The sequence below is a fragment of the Dactylosporangium sp. CS-033363 genome, assembly GCF_050942475.1.
In the GTDB taxonomy this organism is placed as follows: Bacteria; Actinomycetota; Actinomycetes; order Mycobacteriales; family Micromonosporaceae; genus Dactylosporangium.
The window spans coordinates 4,369,969-4,389,395 of record NZ_CP192032.1; the positions used below are offsets into that span (position 1 = coordinate 4,369,969).

Sequence of the window (19,427 nt, forward strand, 5' to 3'; positions counted from 1 at the left end):
CCTCTCCGGTCGTGCGGCGTTCAGCGAATTCTCATGTCGTTCGCGGACCCTGACCGCATGCGCGCTGGGCTCGTCCGCCGGCGGCCCTGGATGGGGCTCGTCATCACCCTCGGGGTGGTGACGCTCGCGTTCGTGCTGCTGCGCCGCTCCCTGCCGGAGCCGCGCGCCGTGCTGGCCACCCTGACCGGCGCCCGCTGGTGGTGGCTGGCCGCGGCACTGGCCTTCGCCGCCGGCTCGCTCGTCTGCTACGGCACGCAGCAGCGCCGGCTGGTCGCCGCGCTCGGCGGTGCGATGTCACTGCGCCGCGCGACCGGGCTCGCCCTGGCCCGCACCACCCTGTCCACGGCGATGCCGGCCGGTGGCCCGGTGTCGACGGCGTTCGCGGTGCGGCAATACCGAAACCACGGCGTCGGTACCGCACGAGCCCTCGCCGTCGCCGCCCTGACCAGCGTGCAGGCCAGCGCCGCGGTCGCGGTGCTCTACCTCGGCTGGATCGCCGTCGCCGGGCTCGGCCGCCTGGCCGTCGCGCTGGTCCTGGCCCTCCCGGTCGCGCTGCTCGCCCGCCGCGTCACCTGGCGGCGGCTGGTACCCCGCCGGCGGGTCGAGCCGGGGCCGCGCGGCCGCTGGGGCCGGCTGGCCGGCTTCGGGGCGGACGCGGCCCGCGCGTGCGGCTCGCTCACCCGCCGAGACTGGTTGGTGTCGGGCGGCTCGGCGGTCGGCCGGCGGCTGCTCGACCTGGCCTGCCTGGCGGCCGTCGCCGCCGCCTACCGCCTCGACGCCGGCGTGGTGGCGCTCGTCGGCGCGTACCTCGCCGGGCTGCTCGTCCGGCAGATCCCGCTCGTCGCCGGCGGGGCCGGGCTGGTCGAGGCCAGCCTGCTCGCGGCGCTCGTCACCGTCGGCGCGAACGGCTCGGCGGCGGCCGCGGTCGTCGTGGCGTACCGGCTGCTGTCCTGCTGGCTCGTCGCCCTGGCCGGGCTGCCCGCGGTGTTCGCCCTCGGCGTCACCTGGCCGGCCCCGGCCCTTCGCTCAGACCCGGCAGACGGTGCCGTTGAGCGCGACGGCGGTGGGCGGGGAGACGATCGGCTGGGAGGTCCCGAGGAACCCGGTGTGGAACGGCACGCCCGTGGCGAGGCTGCTGTTCCAGGGCGCGTTGCTGGCCACGGTCACCGTGCCGCTGCCGACCGGCTGCGTGAAGGTCACCGGCCAGCCGCTGGTGATCCGCTGCCCGGCGGTGAAGGTGAACGTGAGCGCCCACCCGCCGGTGATCGGGTCCCCGGTGTTGACGATGTCGATCGTCCCGGAGAAGGGGCTGAACGAGGCGACGTTGAAGTACATCCGGCACCCGGCGGCCGCGTACGCCGCCCCGGACCCGGCGAGGGCGGCGGCCCCGCTGAGCACGACGGCGGACCCGGCCAGCGCCGCGACTCTCGTGAAGGTCTTCATGGCGGCCGATCCTCTCGATCGCATGCGCACCTGTCGATGCGCTGAGGATACGGCCCGGACCGCCGCCCGCGAGCGCGTGCAGCGGTCCGGCGCCCCTTGACCGTGCGTCCGGTGTGGAACTTGCATCGGCTCACCCGCCGGTGCACGTCCACACGACGGGCAGCGGGGTGCCGCCGACCTGGCCGGCGAGCCTGGTGCCGTCGTCGCTCAGGGCGTACACCTCGCTGCCGCGCGGGTCGTCCCCCGCGTTCAGGCCCGGCAGTGTCACCTTGTCCGTCGCCGTGACGAGCCCCGAGGACCCGGCCATCCAGCCCCGGCCGTTGACCGCGGTGTACAGCCCCGGCGTGCCGGTCATGGCGCCGGTGCGCCGGTTGCGGACCACGCCCTCGAAGCGCTTGCCGCCGGGCTGGTCGTACAGGGCCTTGACGAGGACGTAGTCGCCGCGGATCGCGATGCCCCGGTAGTCCTTGCTCGTCGCGCCGTCACCGGTCGGGGCGGGCAGCGTCTCGACCCGGCCGTCGGGGTGCCACAGCACCGCGACGTTCTCCCAGCCGCCGCCCGATGCGGTGCCGACGATCGTGCCGTCCTCGCCGATGTCCGAGGCCGTGGTCTTCCAGCCCGGCACCGGGTTCGGCAGCGACACCGGAGCCGCGGCGGGGGAGTCCCAGCGGGCCGCCCCGTTCGCCGTCGAGCCGACCATCGTCCCCCGGTCGTTCAGCGCCACAACCCTGGCCGCGTTGCCCTTGAGCCGGGTCACCGTGCCGCCCTTGTACACCCAGGAGGCGAACACCTCGTGCACCAGGCTGGTGCCGACCGCGTCGCCGGTCGCGTTGACATCGGTCAGCATGGGGTCGTCGCCGGAGATGGCCACCGGATGGGGGACACCGTCGACCCAGATCACCGGACTGGGATGGTTGTCGTCCGGATACGTCCGGCCGGCGATGTACCGACCGCTGGCGTCGGCGCCGGTCACGACGCCCTTCGGCGGCTGACCGGCCGGGGTCGTCAGCTGTGCCGCGCGGCAGACCGGCGCCGCGCTCGCGGGTGCGGTCGGCGCGCCCGGCATCGAGTCGGCGGGCTGCGGCGCGGCGGGACCGCGCCAGCCCGTGGTCACCAGCCAGCCGGTGGCCAGGATGCCGAGCACGGCCGTGGCGACCCCCGCCGAGCCGGCCAGCCGCACCCGGCGGTGGTGGCGCTCCCCGTCGGCGACGGCCCGCATGACGTCCACCGCGGACGCGCCGGGCTCCCCGTCCAGGGCACGGAAGACCGCCACGCCGTACTGCTCGTCGGTACCCATCTGCCTCAGCTGTCCTTCCGTACGGTGATGTCGTCCCCCAGGACGCGGCGCAGCGTGGCCAGCCCCCGGGAGGACTGGCTCTTGACGTTCCCGGTCGAGCATTCGAGCGCGATGGCGACGTCCTCGACCGACATGTCGCACAGGAAGCGCAGGATGAGCACGGTCCGCTGCCGCGGCGGCACCTGCCGGAGCGCGGCCCGGACGGTCACCGCGTCGACCACGTGGTCGTGCGGCGACCGGCCCGGGTCGGGCCGGTCGGGGGCATCGCCGGTCAGCACCGCCCGGGACCAGGGGCGCCGCTTCTCGTCGACGAACGCCCGGACCAGCATCGTCCGCACGTACTGGTCGAGGTGCTCCACGCCGCCGACCCGCCGCCAGCGGACGTAGAGCCGGGTGATCGTCTGCTGCACGAGGTCGTCGGCGCGATGCCGGTCCCCGCACAGCACGTAGGCCAACTTGCGCAGCGCCGGCATGCGGCCGGTCACGTACTCGACGTACTGCTGCTGGATCTCGGTTCGCACCGGTAGGCATCCTTCCGCCCGCGTCCCGACAATAACGGCGCGCCCACCGCGGGAGGTTGCATCACCTTGCGACAAGGCTTCGGGCCCAGCGACCGGCCGGCGCGCTTACCGGGGGCGGTCGCGGGTAGACCCGCGCCATGTCGACCTCGGACGCGACGGCGACCGTCGTCGACCCGGTCGCGTTGCGGCGGACGATCGTCGCCACCGCGGCCGGGAACATGGTGGAGTGGTTCGACTTCGGGGTCTTCAGCTACATCGCCGTCACCCTCGGCGCGGTGTTCTTCCCCGAGGCCAGCGCGCCCGCCCAGCTGCTGTCGACGTTCGCCACCTTCGCCGCCGCGTTCCTCGTCCGGCCGCTCGGCGGGCTCTTCCTCGGGCCGCTCAGCGACCGGATCGGGCGCAAGCGGGTGCTGGTGCTCACCGTGCTGATGATGGCCTTCGGCACGTTCGCCGTCGGGCTGCTGCCGGGCTACGCGCAGATCGGGGTCTGGGCGCCGATCCTGCTGCTCGTGGCGCGGCTCGTGCAGGGCTTCTCGACCGGCGGCGAGTACGGCTCCGCGATGACGTTCATCGCCGAGCACGCCCCGGACCGCCGCCGCGGGTTCATGGGCAGCTGGCTCGAGTTCGGTACCCTCGCGGGCTATGTTCTGGGCGCGGCCCTCGTCACCTGGCTGACGGCGGTGCTCCCGCCGGAGGACCTGCTGGCGTGGGGCTGGCGGGTGCCGTTCCTGGTCGCCGGCCCGCTCGGGCTGGCCGGGCTCTACCTGCGGCTGCGGCTGGCGGAGACGCCGGCCTACGGGCACCTCGAGCGGCGCACGCCCCACCGCGACACGCGGATGTCGAACGAGCTCAAGCAGATCTTCCGGTACCAGCGGCGCCCGTTTCTGGTCTGCGCCGGTCTGGTGCTGGTGTTCAACGTGACCGCGTACATGCTGACGTCGTACCTGCCCAGCTTCCTGTCCGAGGAGATCGGCCTGTCCACGGCGACCGGGCTGGCCGTGGTGCTGGGCGTGATGGTGCTGCTCATGGCCCTGCTGCCGTTCGTCGGTCACCTCTCCGACCGGGTCGGGCGGCGGCCGGTGCTGCTCGCGGGGTGCCTGCTGCTCGTCGTCGGCGCGGTGCCCGCGTTCCTCGTCATCCGCGAGCGCACCGTGCCGTCGGCGGTGATCGGGTGCCTGCTGGTCGCCCTGATGTACGTCTGCTTCGACAGCACCATGCCCGGCACGCTGCCGGCGCTGTTCCCGACGGACGTGCGGGCGGGGGCGCTGTCCATCTCGTACAACATCTCGGTCTCGCTCTTCGGCGGGACGACCCCGTTCGTCACCACGGCGCTCGTCGACGCCACGGACAACCTGCTGGTGCCGGGCTTCATCCTGGCCGCGGGCGGGGCGATCGGCGCCGTCGCCGTCCTGCTCATGCCCGAGACGGCCGGCAAACCGCTGCCGGCCGCCCCGCCGGTGCTCGCCGCGCTAGGAGACCGCGCCTGACTGGGTGAGCAGGGTGGTGTACCAGCTGTCGGAGGGATGGTTCGTCGCCGGATAGTTGGCGATCGGGTTCGTCGCGTACGAGGCGCTGTCGAAGTCCCAGCCGCGCACGATGTGCCCGGACTGGCGGCTCGCCGTGATGAAGGTCTTGTTGGACGCGGTGGCCGCGTAGAACAGGGCGCCCTCCTGCAGGATGGCGGCGTCGCCGGACTGGTACTCGTCGAACGCCGTCTGCGGGTAGCGGATGCGGTCGGTGGCGATCGGGCCGGTGGAGTACAGCAGCGTCTGGGCGGGTGCGGCCCCGTCGGTGCCGGTGCGCACCGAGACCCGGGTGCCGGCGGCGTTGGTCGAGGTCGCCGCGTCGAACAGGGCGTCGGCGGTCTTCGCGTTCCCGCTCCACGCGACGGTGCCCGCGGCCGCGTTCAGGGTGCCGGTCCACGTCCAGTTCTGGCCGCCCGACTTGGCGCGGTGAATCTCGCGGAGGGTCGTGCCGCCGCCGGTGAAGCGGATCGTCGGGGTGACCCCGCTGTCGTACTGCCGGCTGGCCGACCAGGTGATCTCGCCGTCCGCGCCGAGGGTTCCGGTGTGGTACCAGAGCGTGTCGGCCGACTGCGACTTGTGCACCTCGACCAGCTGGCCGCTGTCGTTCAGGGCGATCGCCGGGGTGGTGCCGGTGTCGTATTTGCCGTGCCGCAGCCAGGTGATCCGGCCGTCGGTGCCGTAGGAGCCGGTCCAGTACCAGAGCGTCCCGGAACCGGAGTCGTGGACCTCCACGACCTGGCCGCGCGCGTTGACCGCGACCGCGGGGTGGTAGCCGACGTCGCGGCGGTACTCGGTGCGGGTCCCGGCGTCGCCCGACAGCAGCGTCAGCACCCGCCCGCGCAGCGACCCGATGGTGCCCAGCGCGCCCGGCACGTCCTTGGCCATCAGCAGCCGCGACCCGAACGCGTCGCGCAGCTCCTGGTTCAGGGCCAGGAGGTTGCCGGCGGCGTACGACGGGTTGTCGGTCAGGTTGTCCTTGAGGTCGAGCATGACCACGATCGGCGCGTGCGCCGGGTGGGCCGCAGACCACGTGTTGACCGTCTGCAGCCAGTCGCGCAGCAGGTTGGAGCCCGGGTTCCCGGTGTGGTCGACGGCGTCCCCGGGCCCGTTGTGCCCGATCGAGTAGTCGCGGTTGGCGGCGTAGTCGTTGTCGTGGATGTCGAACTCGATGAACCGCACGCCGCTGTCGAGCTGCGCGGTGATCGGGCCCTTGCTGCCGTCGACGTTGCCCGAGTAGCTGTTGTGGGTGGCCCGGAACACCGCCGACGCGAACGGCAGGCTGTCGCCGGGCGCGGCCGCCAGGCTCGCGACCGGCACGGCAAGTGTTGCGGCACAGGCGATGCCGAGCGCGGCCGCCAGACGAAACTTCATGGTTCATCTATGTCACGGGCACGGCGACGGCCTCAATGCGCGCCCGGTGAACGTTCAAGGTCCATCGTTTCGCCGGGCCGTTGTCGGAAATTCATTGATTATGGTGGATGCGGTAGATAGCCTCGGCGGACCTGATCAAAGGAGTGTCCGATGACGCATGGTCTCAGCCGCCGCGGTGTGCTGCGCGGCGCGGCCCTGACCGGCGGCCTGACGGTCGGCGGCGCGCTGTTCGCCCGGCCCGGCACCGCGTTCGCCGCGCCGGTGATCTACAACCCGTTCGCCGGGTACACCATCACCCAGACCTGGGCCCAGCACCGCGCCAACGGCTCGCTCGGCGGGATCGACTTCGCCATGGCGGTCGGCACCGCGCTGCCGGCCTGCGGGGCGGGGACCGTCACGAACATCCCGAACAACGGCACCGGCGGGCACACGGTGACCATCGCGCACGCGGACGGGTACAAGAGCCAGTACCTGCACCTGTCGGCCTTCGTGCTGGCCAACGGCACCGCGGTGGCCTCCGGCGCGACGGTCGGGCGGTCCGGCGGCGCGGCCGGGGCGCCCGGATCGGGCTCGTCCACCGGCCCGCACCTGCACTGGCACATGATCGATCCGAGCGGCGTGCGGATCAACCCGCTCGAGTACGTGGCGGCCCACCCGCCCGCCGCCGGCCTGCCCAAGACGGCCACCGAGACCTCCGGCACCCCCGACTCGACGTGCTACAAGCGGATGCAGAACTGGCTGCGGCTGACCAACGGCTACACCGGCCCGATCGACGGCGTCCCCGGCACCAACACCTGGGCGGCGCTGCAGCGGGCGATGCGCGGGTACGGGTACACCGGCCCGATCGACGGCGTCATGGGCCCGAACTCGTGGCGCGCCGTGCAGCAGCTCGCGTCCGGCTACGGCTACACCGGCCCGCTGGACGGCGTGATGGGCCCCAACTCCTGGCGCGGCTTCGCCCGCTTCCTGAACCAGGACCGCTGGAACTGAGGGCGCGGGCTCCGGACCGATGCATGAACCGACCGGCAGCGGGCACTGGCCCCTGACGGCGGTACGGCGGAGGGAACCGGACGATGGCGACCAGGGACGCGAACGCCGCCGGGCCGGGGCGCGGGGTGACGGTCGTCGGCGTGGACGGGGCCGCGGAGAGCGAGGTCGCCATCCGCTGGGCCGCGGCCGACGCCGTGTCGTCGGGCCGGCGGCTGCACCTGGTCCACGCCTGCACCGGCCCGCCACTGGTCCATCCGCCCGCGGGCCTCGCGATGCCCGTGCCCGCCCCGTCGCGCCCGCTGCCCCACGCCGAACGGCTGCTCGCCGCCGCGGCGGACCTGGCCCGGCAGGTCGGCCCCGACCTCATCGTCTCCGCGGAGGCCGTGGGCGGCCCGCCGGTCCCCACGCTGCTCGCCGCCGCCGCGGACGCCGTCCTGCTCGTCGTCGGCCGGCGCGGCGCCGGGACGCGCGGCCGGACCCTCGGCGGCTCCACCGGCGCCGAGCTCGCCGCCCGTGCGGGCTGCCCGGTCGTGGTCGTCCGCGAGCAGCGCCGACCGGCCGGGCCCGGCGCGGGGCGGGTGGTCGTCGGCGTCGACGGATCGCCGGCCTCCGCCGCGGCCATCGCCTTCGCCGTCGAGCAGGCGGCGGCGCGCGGCACCGGCGTGACCGCGGTCCACGCGTTCCAGGTGCCGGTCGATCCGATGCTCGGCCAGCGGCTGCCCGGCTCCTTCGACCTCGGCGCCAGGCACGCCGCGGCCGACCGGCTCCTGGAGGAGGCCGTGGCCGCCTGGCGACCCGGCGCCGACCTGCGGGTCCGGGCGGAGCTCGGCGGGGCCACCGGCGCCCTGATCCGGGCCGGGTCCGGCGCCGATCTGGTGGTGGTCGGGGCGGCCGGCCACAGCACCGTAGGCCGGCTCCTGCTGGGATCGGTCAGCCGGGCGGTCCTGCACCACGCGTCCGGCCCGGTCGCCGTGGTGCACCCGGCCCCCGGCGCGACGGCAGCGACGCTGCACCACCGTGCGCCGATCGGGAGGACGCCCGCCGCCCCCATAGGGTGGACGCATGAGTGACGACATCGACCAGCGGATCGAGCTGGCGGCCGAGCGCGGCGACCTGGACGAGCTGCGCCGCCTGGCCGCGGCCGGCAGCCGCGACGCCGAGGACCAGCTCGTCGAGCTCGCCCAGGAGCGCGAGGACCTCGACGAGCTGCGCCGCCTCGCCGCGGCCGGCAACCGGGACGCCGCCGACATCCTGCTGGAGCTGGACGAGGAGGCTTAGCGCAGCGCGGCCAGGGCCTCCCGCAGGATGCGGTCGCTGAGCTCGGTGCCGGCGGTGGCCCGGGCCAGGATCAGCGCGCCCACCGCCATGCTCACCGCCGCCGTCCCGCCGAGCTTGCCGGCGAAGTCCTCGACGCCCTCTGCGTACGTGGCCGTCAGCTCCGCGTCCGCGGCCGGCATGTCGCGGGCGAAGCCGGCGATCGGGCACCCGTCGCCCGGGTCGTCGCGGTGCTCCGCCGACAGGTAGTAGTCCAGGAAGCCGGGGCGGGCCAGCCGCTCGCCGATGTCGGACAGCCCCAGCGCCAGCGCCTCCACGGCCAGGGCGTCCTTCGACGTGAACTGCTTGTAGAAGCCGCCGTGGGTCAGGCCGGCGCCGGCCATCACGTCGGCCACGCTCACCTGGTTGACGCCGCGCTCGCGGAACAGCCGCGCCGCCGTCTCGACGACCCGGCGGCGGTTCTCCCGTGACTGTTCCTGTGACACCCGGCTCATGCTGCCATCTTAGATTACGACCCTAATCTAAGGGTACGGTCACCACCATGGGTACCGACCTCACGTACGCCGACGCGACCGCGCTCGCCGAGCTGATCCGCACCGGACAAGCGTCCTCCGCCGAGGTGGTGCGGGCTCACCTCGATCGGATCGAGGCCGTGAATGGGCGTACCAACGCGATCGTCACCCTCGCCGACGGCGCGCTGGACGCCGCCGAGGAGGCCGATCGGGAGCTCGCCGGCGGTGCCGATGTCGGGCCGCTGCACGGCGTGCCCTTCACCGCCAAGGACTCGTTCGACACCGCCGGGGTGGCGACCCAGCGCGGGTCGCCGATCTTTGCCGGGCGCGTGCCGGAGACCGACGCGACCGCCGTGGCGCGGATGAAGCGGGCCGGCGCGATCCTGCTGGCGAAGACCAACCTGCCCGAGTTCTCGTACTGGATCGAGTCCGACAACCTCCTCACCGGCCGGACCAACAACCCGTGGGACCTCGGCCGGTCCTCCGGCGGCTCCAGCGGCGGGGAGTCCGCGGCGATCGCGTCCGGGATGTCGCCGCTGGGGCTCGGCAGCGACCTGTCCATCTCGCTGCGCGGGCCCGCCGCCGACACCGGGATCGCCGCCCTCAAGGCGACCCACGGGCGCGTGCCGATGACCGGGATCTGGCCCCGGGAGCCGCGCCGCGACTGGCACGCCGGACCGATGGCCCGTTCCATCCGCGACCTCGCCCTCGCGTACGGCCTGCTGGCCGGACCCGACGGCGCCGACGGCTTCTCCGGCGTGGCGAGCGACTACGACACCGGCCTCGGTGCCGATCACAACAAGACCGTCAGGGTCGGCTGGCTGGTCGACTCCGGGCTCGGACCGGTCGACGGCGAGGTCGCGGCGACGGTCCAGGCGGCCGCGGAAGCGTTGCAGGGCGCCGGAGTCCGGGTCGAGCCCGTGCACATCCCGGCCCTCGAGCGCGACAACCCGCTCGACCTCTTCGCCCGCCAGCACGTCATGGAAATGAAGCCGCCGGTCCGCGAGGTCACCGCGGGACGCGAGGAGCAGATGTTCGCGTACTCCAGGACCCTGCTCGGCACCCCGGACACGTCCACAGTGGACTACGTCGACGCCGAGGAGGGCGTGGAGCGCCTGCGGGACGGCTTCGCGGACTACTTCCGCCGGTACGACCTGCTGCTGCTCCCGGTCACGACGATCCCCGCGCACGCCCACGGGCTCGGCACGTTCACCATCGACGGCCGGACGGTCGACGCGTTCCACGTGAGCTCGACGACCGTACCGTTCAACCTCACCGGGCTCCCCGCGCTGTCCATGCGCTTCGGCACCACCGGCGACGGCCTGCCGATCGGCGTGCAGCTGGTCGCCACGTGGCACGCCGAGTCCACCATCCTGCGCGTCGCGGCGCTGCTGGAATCCCTGAGCCCGGTCCGCGACGAGCACCCTCCCCTGTAGAACAAAGGACGCCGCATGTACAGCAAGGCCGACCTGACCGACGCCGTCACCCGCCTGTTCCGCGACAACGAGCGCGGCCCGATCCTGCCGATGCTCGCCGACGACGTCGTGCTGACGCTGCCCGCCACCCTGCCGTACGGCGGCGTCTACACCGGCCGCGCCGCGTTCGACGACTTCTTCGCGCACAGCCCGGGCGGCGGGCCGGTCTGGGCCTCGTTCGACATCGCGGTCGACGAGGTGCTCGCCGCCGACGACCACCTCGTCGCCCGGCTCACCAACACCGCCGTACCCCGAGCGACCGGCGAGCCTGTGGTCTTCCAGAACCTCTGGCTCTTCGGGCTCGCCGGCGGGCGGATCGTGCGGGTCCAGCTCTACGCCGACACCGCGGTGGTGGCCGGCCGCTAGGGCGTCACGTCCCGCTGGAACGCGAGCCCGATCTCGGCCGGCCCGGCCGGCACGAAGCCCGTCTTGAGCAGGACCCGCTGCGAGGCGACGTTCGCGCGCGAGGTGGCCGCGCGCAGGGTGCGCAGCCCGTGCTCGGCCGCCGCCAGCCGGCACAGCTCCCGCACGGCCACGGTCGCCAGCCCGCGCCCGACGGCATCGAGCCCGACCCGGTAGCCGAGGTTCGCCGCGCCGTCGCTCAGGTCGTAGAGGTTGAACCGGCCCAGGATCCCGCCGTCCTCGGCGACGAGCAGGTAGTAGGCGCACTCGCCGGCCTCCTGCTCGGCCAGGGCCGCGCGGTGGCGGTCGGCGAACTGCTCGAAGTACTCGTCGCCCCGGTCGGAGATGGTGCTGGTGAACCAGGCTCGGTTCGCCAGCTCGAAGGCGAGCACCGCCGGAGCGTCATCGGCGTGCAGCCGCCGCAGTTCAGGCACGGCCAGACCCTACCGTCCCGCCCGCCGGACGGCGCGGAGTTTGGGCGTGGGCGGGCCGGGCAGAGCCCCGGGACGTTCCGCCGCAGGAGGTCGCCCGATGCGAGTAGTCGTGAATCTCACCCGCTGCCAGGGGTACGCCCAGTGCGCCTTCCTCGCGCCGGAGGTCTTCCGGATGCACGGGAACGAGGCGCTGCTGTACGACGCGGAGCCCGACGAGGCCTTCCGCGCGCACGTCCAGCAGGCCGCGGCCGCCTGCCCGGTCCAGGCCATCCTCGTCGACCGGCTCGGCGCCCGGGAGGCGGCGCGGCCCGTCACGGCGGGCGAGGGACCCGGCCGCCTCGACGCCGGCCTCGAGGCGCTGCGCCGCGACGGGCGGATCGTCATCGTGGGCGCCTCCCTGGCCGGCACCCGGGCGGCGGCGGTCCTGCGCCGCGACGGCTTCCGCGGCCGGCTGACGCTCATCGGCGACGAGCCGTTTGGGCCCTACGACCGCCCGCCGCTGTCCAAGCAGGTGCTCGACGGCTGGCTGCCCGCCGACGGCACCGAGCTGCCCCGGCGCGAACAGCTCGACGCCGAGTGGATGCTCGGCACCCCGGCGACCGGCCTGGAGCGCGCCGCACGCCGGGTGCGCCTGGCCGACGGGCGCGCGGTCGACTACGACCGGCTGCTCATCGCCACCGGCGCCCGGGCCCGGCCCTGGCCCGACGCCGGCGAGGCGGCCCTCGACGGCGTGTTCGTGCTGCGCGGCCGGGACGACGCCGCGGCCCTGCGCCGCCGGCTCGACGCGCGTCCGGACCGGGTGCTGGTGATCGGGGCCGGCTTCACCGGCTCGGAGGTCGCCTCCGTCTGCCGGGAGCGCGGGCTGGCCGTGACCGTCGCCGAGCGGGGCGAGACGCCGCTGGTCGGCGCGCTCGGCGCGGTGGTCGGGGCGGTCGCCGCCGACCTGCAGCGGTCGCACGGCGTCGATCTGCGCTGCGGCGTCACCGTGTCCGCCCTGGAGGGCGACGGGCGGGGCCGGCTGCGGCGGGCGCACCTGTCCGACGGCACCACCGTCGACGCCGACGTGGCCGTGGTCGCGCTCGGCGCGGTGCGCAACACCGAATGGCTGTACGACTCGGGCCTCGCGGTGGCCGCCTGGGGCGTGGGCTGCGACGCCGGCTGCCGCGCCTTCGACGTCAACGGTCTCGTCACCGACGACGTGTTCGTGGCCGGGGACGTCGCCCGGTTCCCGCACCCGCTGTACGACTACGAGTTCCTGGCCCTGGAGCACTGGGGCAACGCGGTCACGCAGGCCGAGGTCGCCGCGCACAACATGATCAGCGCCGCCCCCGAGCGCTGGCCGCACCTGGCCACCCCGGTCTTCTGGTCCTCGCAGTTCGGCGTCAACATCAAGTCCGTCGGGGTGCCGACCTACGCCGACGAGGTGCTCATCGCCCAGGGCGACCCCGAGCGCCGCCGGTTCGTGGCCGTGTACGGCAAGGAGGGGCGCATCACCGCCGCGGTCGCCTTCGACCAGGGCCGGTGGCTGGAGCACTACCAGCGCCTGATCGAGCGGTCGGCGCCGTTCCCGCCGGACGCCCGGGCCGTCGACCCGCCGGCCGATCGCCGCGCCGTCCCGCCCGGCGTGCCGGACCGGGGCACCCGGGAGCTCGAGGCGACGGTCATGGTCACCGGGCACGCGCCCAGCGAGCGCCGGGCCGAGCTGGTCCACCACCACTGAAAGGGTCCACCATGGCCGACACGGCGCTCCTCGACCGCATCCTCGACCAGGCGGGACGGGCCGACCCGTACCCGCTCTACGCCCGCCTCCGCGAGACGCCGGTGCTGCGGCGGCCGGACGGCACCTACGTGGTGAGCACCTACCACGAGGTGGTCGCCCTGCTGCACGATCCGCGGGTCAGCTCCGACCCGCGCCACCATCCCGGCGGCGAGGCCCTGGCCGAGTCGGGCGAAGGGCTGCCGATGGAGTTCATCCGGCTCGACCCGCCGGCCCACGACCGGCTGCGCGACGCGGCGATGCGCCCGTTCGGGCCGCCGCAGACGCCCGGGCGCATCCAGGCCATGCGCCCGTGGCTGACCGGCCTCGCCGGCGAGCTGCTCGACGGGCTGGCCGGGCGGGGCGAGGCCGAACTGGTCGCGGAGTTCGCCTACCCGCTGCCGGTGGCCGCGATCTGCCGGCTGCTCGACGTGCCCCGGTCGGACCAGCCGCGCTTCAGCGCGTGGGCCGATGCGCTGATCCGCACCTTCGACCCGGCCACCGGCTCGTTCGTCGAACGCCAGCAGGCGCGCAACGCGGCCGTGGCCGACCTCGGCGACTATCTGGCGCGCCTGGTCGACGGGCGCGCGGGCCGTACCGGCGAGGATCTGATTTCCGGCATGCTCGCCGACGCCGGCCCGCACGGCGCGATGACCCGCGGCGACGTCGTCGCCACGAGCGTGCTGCTGCTCGTCGCCGGCCACGAGACCACCGTGAACCTGATCGCCAACGGCATCCTGACCCTGCTGCGCCGGCCCGAGCACCTCGAACGGCTGCGCGCCGACCCGGACCGCGTGGTGCCGCTCGTCGAGGAACTGCTGCGCTACGAGCCGCCGGTGCACATGCTCACCGGCCGCAGCGCGCTCGCCGACATCGAGATCCTCGGCACCACCATCCCGGCCGGCTCGGAGCTCATGCTCATGCTCGCCGCGGCCAGCCGCGACCCGGCCCGCTTCGCCGAGCCCGACGGCTTCGACCCGGACCGGCCCGACAACGAGCACCTCGGCTACGGCAGCGGCATCCACTACTGCTTCGGCGCCCCGCTGGCCCGGATCGAGACCCAGGTGGCGCTGCTGGCGTTCGCGGACCGGGTGAAGAACCCGCGGCTGGTGACCGACCCGCCGCCGTACCGGCCGAACCCGGCCCTGCGCGGCCCGAGCGAGCTGCGCGTGGCGTTCGACGGCTAGACGGCTAGACGGCGCGGCCGTAGCCGGGGCGGTCGGCGTGGTCGCGGCCGTGCTCGTCCCAGGTGTACAGGTGCAGGGCGAGGCCGTCCGGGTCGGCGAAGACCAGCAGCCAGCCGATCGAGGCCTCGATCACCGGCGAGTGCTCCACGCCGAGGCCGTCCAGGTGGGCGGCCCAGGCCTCGAGGTCGGCGCGGCCCCGCACGGCGAAGCTGACCGGGTCGAAGCCGGCGCAGCCCTCCGCCGCGGCCGGGTTGACGCGCAGGCCGACGCTCGTCGGGCCGAGGCCCGGTGCCTCGCAGACGAGGCCGCGGACCACGCCGTCGGCGTCGCGGAACTCCATGGCCGGGCGGAGCCCGAAGACCCGCCGGTACCAGTCCAGCGACCGGTCCAGGTCGGTCACCGGGATCTTCACGTGGTGCACGCCGGCCAGTTCGAGGGTGGGCATGGCGACCTCCGAATTTCGCTGCAGCAGTACTGCTGCTAATATGGACCGCATGCCCCCACCCGTCAAGCGTGCCGAGGCCGCGGCCCGGACCCGGGCGCGCATCCGCGAGGCGGCGGCCGCGCTGTTCGTCTCCCGCGGGTACGTCGTCACGACCATGCGCGACATCGCGCGGGCGGCGGAGGTGGGGGAGCGCACGGTGTACGCGGCGTTCCCGGGCAAGGCCGAGCTGTTCCGGCACGTGCTCGACGTGGCCACCGCCGGCGACGAGGAGCCGGTCGCGGTGGCCGACCGGCCCGAGATCCGCACCGGCGACCTGCCCACGGTGCTCGGCTACACCGCCGACCTGTTCGAGCGGGCCGGCGACCTGATCATGGTCACCGTCCAGGCCGCCGACGCCGACCCCGACATGCGCGCGGCCGCCGACGCGGGGGCGCGGGCCACGCGGGCGGTCTGGCTGACGCTGACCCAGTCCCTGCACGACGCGGGCGAGCTGCGGGCCGGGCTGAGCGCGCAGGAGGCCGCGGACATCCTCTACGCGCTCGCCTCGCCGCACACGCACCAGCTGCTGCGGCGGCACTGTCGATGGACCCCGCAGCGGTACCGCACGTGGCTCACCGAAACCGCCACCCAGCAGCTGCTACGGCGCGGTGGCGGCGACGATCTGCTCGGCTAGGTCCTGCCACTGGGCGAAGCCGTCCGGGCTCGCCGCGCCCTGCACCGCCTGCGCGGCCGCGCCGGCCGGCAGCTGCTCCCAGCCGTCGACCTGGACGAGCGCGGCGTAGAACAGCCCCGCGGCCGCGGCCGGGTCCATCAGCTGCGCCACCGTGCCCCGGTCCGCGCCCTGCTGGAACAGCCCGAGCCCGTCGCCGTCCGTGGTGGTCACGCCCTCGTTGGGCAGGTCCAGCGACTCGGGCACGGCGGCGTTGGCGAGGTTGTGCAGGTGGCTCTCCTGCAGCGCGGCGGCGACGGCCACGACGAACGCGCTGCTGGGCAGGCCGAGCTGCTTGCCCGCCGCGACGATCGTGGTGGCATTGGCCATCTCGACCGCACCGGCCGGAGCGCTGGGAGTCTCGCTCGGCGTCAGCGAGGGAGCGGCGGTCGTGGTCGAGGTCCGCGGTGGGGGTGGCGGCTGCGTCGTAGATCGCGCATGAGACGGAGACGGAGACGGCGGCACAGACCGGCTGGGCGTGTCGGGCGTGCGCGGCTCGGACCGGGACGCGCGGCGCTCGGCCTCGGCGATCCGGTTCTCGGCGCTGGAGGCGGACACCGCCGGCGCCGCGGCCGGGGCCGGGGAGGGCGGGGCGTCGGAGCCGGTGAACAGCAGCGGCACGCCGGCGACGGCCGCGAGCGCGATCACGACGGCGGCCGTGTACCGGCCGGTGACACCCCGGCGCGGAGCCGCATGACGGCCGCGGCGGGACTGCGAGCGGTGCTCCATGAGGTACCTCAGAACTGTCCACGAACAACGCGCGACCATAACCGCTGGTGGGACCCGGTCCGCTCGGCGCGGGGCGAAAACGGCCGGGGCGCCCGGTGCACCCGGCATGATGGCCACATGGCCACCGGCGGCAACGATCAGGAATCAAGAAGCACCAGGTCCCGGGCCCCAATAGGCTTCTCGGCATGACAGACATCGAGAACCTGGGCATCAAGACCGTGCTGCACCCCGTCTCCGACGTTGAGAAGGCCAAGGCGGTCTACACCGCGCTGCTGGGCATCGAGCCGCAGACCGACTCGGCGTACTACGTCGGCTACGACGTCGCCGGGCAGCACATCGGGCTGGTGCCGGGCGGGAACGGGGAGACGGTGCCGGTGTCGTACTGGCACGTCACCGACATCGCCGGCAAGATCGCCGAGATCACCGCGGCCGGCGGGGCCGTCAAGCAGGACGCCCGCGACGTCGGCCACGGCCGGCTCGTCGCGACCGTCACCGACGCCGACGGCAACGTGCTCGGCCTGCTCCAAGACCCGCAGTGAACCCCGAACCGCGCACGCGGCAGCAGCGCCAGGCCGACACGCAGAACCGGCTCGAGCGGGACGTCGACCTGTGGGTCGCGACGGCGTCGAGCGAGGGCGTGCCGTACCTGGTGCCGCTGTCCTTCGACTGGGACGGGCAGGCGCTGCTCATCGCCACGTCGGCGGACAGCCCGACCGGCCGGAACCTGATCGCGTCGGGCCGGGTACGGCTGGGGCTCGGGCTCGTCCGGGACGTGAACATGATCGACGGCGACGTCGAGGTGCTCGCGATCGACGCGCTGCCCCAGGACGCCGGCGACCGGTTCGCCGCCCGCAGCGGGTTCGATCCGCGCGAGCTCGGCGACCGGTACCGGTGGTTCCGCATCACGCCGCGCCGGGTCCAGGCCTGGCGCGAGGAGAATGAGCTGCGCGGGCGCGACGTCATGCGCGACGGACACTGGCTGCAATAGGGAGACGAGATGGCAAAGCACGTTGCTGACGGCCATGACCTGATCCGCGTGCATGGCGCGCGCGAGAACAACCTCAAGGACGTCAGCATCGAGCTGCCGAAGCGCCGCCTGACCGTGTTCACGGGGGTCTCCGGCTCGGGCAAGAGCTCGCTGGTGTTCAGCACGATCGCCGCCGAGTCGCAGCGGATGATCAACGAGACGTACAGCGCGTTCGTGCAGGGCTTCATGCCGACCCTGGCCCGGCCGGAGGTGGACCGGCTCGAGGGGCTGACCACCGCGATCGTCGTCGACCAGCAGCGCATCGGCTCCGACCCGCGCTCGACGGTCGGCACGGCCACGGACGCCAACGCGATGCTGCGCATCCTGTTCAGCCGGCTCGGCAAGCCGCACATCGGCGGGCCGAACGCGTTCTCGTTCAACGTGCCCTCGGTGCGCGCGACCGGCGCGATCACCGTCGAGCGCGGCAACCAGAAGACGATCAGGGCGGAGTTCTCCCGCACCGGCGGCATGTGCCCGCGCTGCGAGGGCCGCGGCTCGGTCACCGATCTCGACCTGACGCAGCTGTACGACGCGGACAAGTCGCTCAACGAGGGCGCGATCACGGTCCCGGGGTACAGCATGGAGGGCTGGTACGGCCGCATCTTCACCGGCTGCGGGTACTTCGACCCGGACAAGCCGATCAAGAAGTACACCAAGCGGGAGCTCAACGACTTCCTGCACAGGGAGCCGACGAAGATCAAGGTCGACGGGATCAACCTCACCTACGAGGGCCTGATCCCGAAGATCCAGAAGTCGATGCTGTCCAAGGACGTCGAGGCGATGCAGCCGCACATCCGCGCCTTCGTCGAGCGCGCGGTGACGTTCCAGACCTGCCCGGAGTGCGAGGGCACCCGGCTGGCCGAGGGCGCGCGGTCCAGCAAGGTCAAGGGCATCAACATCGCCGACGCGTGCGCGATGCAGATCAGCGACCTGGCCGAGTGGGTGCGCGGGCTCGACGAGCCGTCGGTGGCGCCGCTGCTGGAGGGGCTGCGGCACGCCCTGGACTCGTTCGTCGAGATCGGCCTCGGGTACCTCTCGCTCGACCGCCCGGCCGGCACGCTCTCCGGCGGCGAGGCCCAGCGGGTCAAGCTCGTGCGGCACCTCGGCTCGTCGCTGACCGACATCACGTACGTGTTCGACGAGCCGACGATCGGCCTGCACCCGCACGACATCGCCCGGATGAACGACCTGCTGCTGCAGCTGCGCGACAAGGGCAACACGGTGCTCGTCATCGAGCACAAGCCGGAGACGATCGCGATCGCCGACCACGTCGTGGACCTCGGCCCCGGCGCCGGCGCGGCGGGCGGCCAGATCTGCTTCACCGGCACCGTCAAGCAACTGCGCGCCAGCGACACCGCGACCGGCCGGCACCTCGCGGACCGGGTCGCCCTCAAACCGGACGTGCGCAAGCCGACCGGCACGCTGCCGATCCGCGGCGCCAACACCCACAACCTGCGCGACGTCGACGTCGACATTCCCCTGGGTGTACTGACCGTGGTCACCGGCGTCGCCGGCTCCGGCAAGAGCTCGCTGCTGCACGGCTCCATCCCGGCGACGGCGGGGGTCGTCGCGGTGGACCAGAGCCCGATCCGCGGGTCGCGGCGCAGCAACCCGGCGACGTACACCGGCCTGCTCGAGCCGATCCGCAAGGCGTTCGCGAAGGCCAACGGCGTGAAGCCGGCCCTGTTCAGCGCGAACTCCGAGGGCGCCTGCCCGACCTGCAACGGCGCCGGGGTCGTCTACACCGATCTCGGCATGATGGCCGGCGTGTCCTCCGTGTGCGAGGAGTGCGAGGGGCGGCGGTTCGAGGCGAGCGTCCTGCAGTACAAGATGGGCGGCCGGGACATCAGCGAGGTGCTCGCCATGCCGGTGACCGAGGCGGAGGCGTTCTTCGCCGCGGGGGAGGCCAAGCTGCCCGCCGCGCACGCGATCCTGGGGCGGCTCGCCGACGTCGGGCTGGGCTATCTGGGCATCGGCCAGGCCCTCACCACGCTGTCCGGCGGCGAGCGGCAGCGGCTGAAGCTGGCCACCCACATGGCCGACAAGGGCGGCGTGTACGTCCTCGACGAGCCCACCACCGGCCTGCACCTCGCCGACGTGGAGCAGCTGCTGGGCCTGCTCGACCGGCTCGTCGACAGCGGCAAGTCGGTGATCGTCATCGAGCACCACCAGGCCGTCATGGCGCACGCCGACTGGATCATCGACCTCGGCCCCGGCGCCGGCCACGACGGCGGCCGGATCGTGTTCGAGGGCACCCCGGCCGACCTGGTCGCGGCGAAGTCGACGCTGACCGGCGAGCATCTGGCGGACTACGTCCGCCGCTGATGC

20 protein-coding genes and 1 pseudogene are annotated in these 19,427 nt (G+C 73.8%); 13 read left to right on the forward strand and 8 right to left on the reverse strand.

All coding sequences use genetic code 11. The annotated features are described in order from the left end of the window. Positions 1-90 precede the first annotated feature (90 nt). Positions 91-963 (forward strand): annotated as a pseudogene (locus ACQPZ4_RS20145) (lysylphosphatidylglycerol synthase domain-containing protein); the annotation flags it as partial. A gap of 63 nt (positions 964-1,026) precedes the next feature. Here ACQPZ4_RS20145 and ACQPZ4_RS20150 read toward each other — a convergent pair. From ACQPZ4_RS20150 to ACQPZ4_RS20160, 3 genes are read right to left on the reverse strand one after another with little or no spacing between them, the layout of a single operon-like run. Further along, on the reverse strand, positions 1,027-1,569 hold the full coding sequence (locus ACQPZ4_RS20150) for a cellulose binding domain-containing protein (RefSeq protein ID WP_433066586.1): 543 nt from the start codon (positions 1,567-1,569) through the stop codon (positions 1,027-1,029). Positions 1,570-1,573: 4 nt separating this feature from the next. Further along, positions 1,574-2,740 carry a hypothetical protein gene (locus tag ACQPZ4_RS20155; protein ID WP_433063245.1) on the reverse strand — a complete coding sequence of 389 codons (1,167 nt, stop codon included), beginning with the start codon at positions 2,738-2,740 and terminating at the stop codon, positions 1,574-1,576. A gap of 5 nt (positions 2,741-2,745) precedes the next feature. Continuing rightward, positions 2,746-3,261, reverse strand: a complete 516-nt coding sequence (locus tag ACQPZ4_RS20160) for a SigE family RNA polymerase sigma factor (RefSeq protein ID WP_433063247.1) — start codon at positions 3,259-3,261, stop codon at positions 2,746-2,748. A gap of 137 nt (positions 3,262-3,398) precedes the next feature. Between ACQPZ4_RS20160 and ACQPZ4_RS20165 the strand changes: the two genes are divergently transcribed. Then, entirely contained in the window at positions 3,399-4,748 is a 1,350-nt protein-coding gene (locus tag ACQPZ4_RS20165) for an MFS transporter (RefSeq protein ID WP_433063250.1), read from the forward strand. Here ACQPZ4_RS20165 and ACQPZ4_RS20170 read toward each other — a convergent pair. After that, positions 4,731-6,158, reverse strand: coding sequence for a hypothetical protein (locus ACQPZ4_RS20170; RefSeq protein WP_433063252.1), 1,428 nt, complete (start codon positions 6,156-6,158; stop codon positions 4,731-4,733). The genes ACQPZ4_RS20165 and ACQPZ4_RS20170 overlap by 18 nt on opposite strands. Positions 6,159-6,308: 150 nt before the next feature. On the opposite strand from ACQPZ4_RS20170, the gene ACQPZ4_RS20175 reads away from it, so the two are divergent. The 3 genes from ACQPZ4_RS20175 to ACQPZ4_RS20185 all read left to right on the forward strand — a co-directional run bounded on the left by ACQPZ4_RS20175 (position 6,309) and on the right by ACQPZ4_RS20185 (position 8,426). Then, entirely contained in the window at positions 6,309-7,148 is an 840-nt protein-coding gene (locus ACQPZ4_RS20175; RefSeq protein ID WP_433063255.1) for a peptidoglycan DD-metalloendopeptidase family protein, read from the forward strand. 83 nt (positions 7,149-7,231) lie between these two features. Continuing rightward, positions 7,232-8,218 carry a universal stress protein gene (locus tag ACQPZ4_RS20180; protein ID WP_433063257.1) on the forward strand — a complete coding sequence of 329 codons (987 nt, stop codon included), beginning with the start codon at positions 7,232-7,234 and terminating at the stop codon, positions 8,216-8,218. Beyond that, entirely contained in the window at positions 8,211-8,426 is a 216-nt protein-coding gene (locus ACQPZ4_RS20185) for a hypothetical protein (RefSeq protein ID WP_433063259.1), read from the forward strand. The genes ACQPZ4_RS20180 and ACQPZ4_RS20185 overlap by 8 nt, the downstream gene beginning before the upstream one ends. On the opposite strand, the gene ACQPZ4_RS20190 is transcribed toward ACQPZ4_RS20185, so the two are convergent. Beyond that, on the reverse strand, positions 8,423-8,917 hold the full coding sequence (locus tag ACQPZ4_RS20190) for a TetR/AcrR family transcriptional regulator (protein ID WP_433063262.1): 495 nt from the start codon (positions 8,915-8,917) through the stop codon (positions 8,423-8,425). The genes ACQPZ4_RS20185 and ACQPZ4_RS20190 overlap by 4 nt on opposite strands. Before the next feature lie 47 nt (positions 8,918-8,964). On the opposite strand from ACQPZ4_RS20190, the gene ACQPZ4_RS20195 reads away from it, so the two are divergent. Together ACQPZ4_RS20195 and ACQPZ4_RS20200 are read left to right on the forward strand one after the other, a co-directional pair. After that, positions 8,965-10,371 (forward strand): amidase, encoded by a 1,407-nt coding sequence (locus ACQPZ4_RS20195; RefSeq protein WP_433063265.1) that lies wholly within the window; start codon positions 8,965-8,967, stop codon positions 10,369-10,371. A gap of 15 nt (positions 10,372-10,386) precedes the next feature. Next, the gene (locus ACQPZ4_RS20200; protein ID WP_433063268.1) at positions 10,387-10,776 is read left to right on the forward strand and encodes a nuclear transport factor 2 family protein; all 390 of its coding nucleotides are present in this window, start codon (positions 10,387-10,389) and stop codon (positions 10,774-10,776) included. Here ACQPZ4_RS20200 and ACQPZ4_RS20205 read toward each other — a convergent pair. Next, positions 10,773-11,246: a GNAT family N-acetyltransferase gene (locus ACQPZ4_RS20205; protein ID WP_433063271.1), complete on the reverse strand. Its 474-nt coding sequence runs from the start codon at positions 11,244-11,246 to the stop codon at positions 10,773-10,775. The genes ACQPZ4_RS20200 and ACQPZ4_RS20205 overlap by 4 nt on opposite strands. A gap of 97 nt (positions 11,247-11,343) precedes the next feature. Between ACQPZ4_RS20205 and ACQPZ4_RS20210 the strand changes: the two genes are divergently transcribed. Continuing rightward, on the forward strand, positions 11,344-12,966 hold the full coding sequence (locus ACQPZ4_RS20210) for an FAD-dependent oxidoreductase (protein ID WP_433063273.1): 1,623 nt from the start codon (positions 11,344-11,346) through the stop codon (positions 12,964-12,966). An 11-nt stretch (positions 12,967-12,977) separates the two neighbouring features. Further along, positions 12,978-14,189: a cytochrome P450 gene (locus ACQPZ4_RS20215; protein ID WP_433063276.1), complete on the forward strand. Its 1,212-nt coding sequence runs from the start codon at positions 12,978-12,980 to the stop codon at positions 14,187-14,189. Between the two features lie 4 nt (positions 14,190-14,193). Here ACQPZ4_RS20215 and ACQPZ4_RS20220 read toward each other — a convergent pair whose 3' ends face one another. Further along, positions 14,194-14,634, reverse strand: coding sequence for a VOC family protein (locus ACQPZ4_RS20220; RefSeq protein ID WP_433063278.1), 441 nt, complete (start codon positions 14,632-14,634; stop codon positions 14,194-14,196). 49 nt (positions 14,635-14,683) lie between these two features. Between ACQPZ4_RS20220 and ACQPZ4_RS20225 the strand changes: the two genes are divergently transcribed. Next, positions 14,684-15,307, forward strand: a complete 624-nt coding sequence (locus tag ACQPZ4_RS20225; RefSeq protein WP_433063281.1) for a TetR/AcrR family transcriptional regulator — start codon at positions 14,684-14,686, stop codon at positions 15,305-15,307. Here the strand turns inward: ACQPZ4_RS20225 and ACQPZ4_RS20230 are convergent. Then, positions 15,272-16,072, reverse strand: a complete 801-nt coding sequence (locus ACQPZ4_RS20230) for a hypothetical protein (RefSeq protein WP_433063283.1) — start codon at positions 16,070-16,072, stop codon at positions 15,272-15,274. The two genes, ACQPZ4_RS20225 and ACQPZ4_RS20230, sit on opposite strands and share 36 nt — an antisense overlap. A 185-nt stretch (positions 16,073-16,257) precedes the next feature. Between ACQPZ4_RS20230 and ACQPZ4_RS20235 the strand changes: the two genes are divergently transcribed. The 3 genes from ACQPZ4_RS20235 to ACQPZ4_RS20245 are packed head-to-tail and all read left to right on the forward strand — an operon-like array spanning position 16,258 to position 19,424. Continuing rightward, a complete protein-coding gene (locus ACQPZ4_RS20235; protein ID WP_433063285.1) occupies positions 16,258-16,611 on the forward strand; it encodes a VOC family protein in 354 nt (117 codons plus the stop codon). Then, positions 16,608-17,060, forward strand: a complete 453-nt coding sequence (locus tag ACQPZ4_RS20240) for a pyridoxamine 5'-phosphate oxidase family protein (protein ID WP_433063288.1) — start codon at positions 16,608-16,610, stop codon at positions 17,058-17,060. Before ACQPZ4_RS20235 ends, ACQPZ4_RS20240 begins: the two co-directional genes overlap by 4 nt. A 9-nt stretch (positions 17,061-17,069) precedes the next feature. Continuing rightward, positions 17,070-19,424 carry an ATP-binding cassette domain-containing protein gene (locus ACQPZ4_RS20245; RefSeq protein WP_433063291.1) on the forward strand — a complete coding sequence of 785 codons (2,355 nt, stop codon included), beginning with the start codon at positions 17,070-17,072 and terminating at the stop codon, positions 19,422-19,424. The last annotated feature ends 3 nt before the right edge of the window (positions 19,425-19,427 follow it).

Bases quoted from the DNA above. Each gene is read 5' to 3' on its own strand.
- ACQPZ4_RS20245 (WP_433063291.1), top strand. From the start codon at position 17,070: ATGGCAAAGCACGTTGCTGACGGCCATGACCTGATCCGCGTGCATGGC.
- ACQPZ4_RS20235 (WP_433063285.1), top strand. From the start codon at position 16,258: ATGACAGACATCGAGAACCTGGGCATCAAGACCGTGCTGCACCCCGTC.
- ACQPZ4_RS20155 (WP_433063245.1), bottom strand. From the start codon at position 2,740: ATGGGTACCGACGAGCAGTACGGCGTGGCGGTCTTCCGTGCCCTGGAC.
- ACQPZ4_RS20190 (WP_433063262.1), bottom strand. From the start codon at position 8,917: ATGAGCCGGGTGTCACAGGAACAGTCACGGGAGAACCGCCGCCGGGTC.
- ACQPZ4_RS20230 (WP_433063283.1), bottom strand. From the start codon at position 16,072: ATGGAGCACCGCTCGCAGTCCCGCCGCGGCCGTCATGCGGCTCCGCGC.
- ACQPZ4_RS20210 (WP_433063273.1), top strand. From the start codon at position 11,344: ATGCGAGTAGTCGTGAATCTCACCCGCTGCCAGGGGTACGCCCAGTGC.
- ACQPZ4_RS20170 (WP_433063252.1), bottom strand. From the start codon at position 6,158: ATGAAGTTTCGTCTGGCGGCCGCGCTCGGCATCGCCTGTGCCGCAACA.
- ACQPZ4_RS20195 (WP_433063265.1), top strand. From the start codon at position 8,965: ATGGGTACCGACCTCACGTACGCCGACGCGACCGCGCTCGCCGAGCTG.
- ACQPZ4_RS20150 (WP_433066586.1), bottom strand. From the start codon at position 1,569: ATGCAAGTTCCACACCGGACGCACGGTCAAGGGGCGCCGGACCGCTGC.
- ACQPZ4_RS20180 (WP_433063257.1), top strand. From the start codon at position 7,232: ATGGCGACCAGGGACGCGAACGCCGCCGGGCCGGGGCGCGGGGTGACG.
- ACQPZ4_RS20165 (WP_433063250.1), top strand. From the start codon at position 3,399: ATGTCGACCTCGGACGCGACGGCGACCGTCGTCGACCCGGTCGCGTTG.
- ACQPZ4_RS20175 (WP_433063255.1), top strand. From the start codon at position 6,309: ATGACGCATGGTCTCAGCCGCCGCGGTGTGCTGCGCGGCGCGGCCCTG.
- ACQPZ4_RS20220 (WP_433063278.1), bottom strand. From the start codon at position 14,634: ATGCCCACCCTCGAACTGGCCGGCGTGCACCACGTGAAGATCCCGGTG.
- ACQPZ4_RS20200 (WP_433063268.1), top strand. From the start codon at position 10,387: ATGTACAGCAAGGCCGACCTGACCGACGCCGTCACCCGCCTGTTCCGC.
- ACQPZ4_RS20185 (WP_433063259.1), top strand. From the start codon at position 8,211: ATGAGTGACGACATCGACCAGCGGATCGAGCTGGCGGCCGAGCGCGGC.
- ACQPZ4_RS20215 (WP_433063276.1), top strand. From the start codon at position 12,978: ATGGCCGACACGGCGCTCCTCGACCGCATCCTCGACCAGGCGGGACGG.
- ACQPZ4_RS20225 (WP_433063281.1), top strand. From the start codon at position 14,684: ATGCCCCCACCCGTCAAGCGTGCCGAGGCCGCGGCCCGGACCCGGGCG.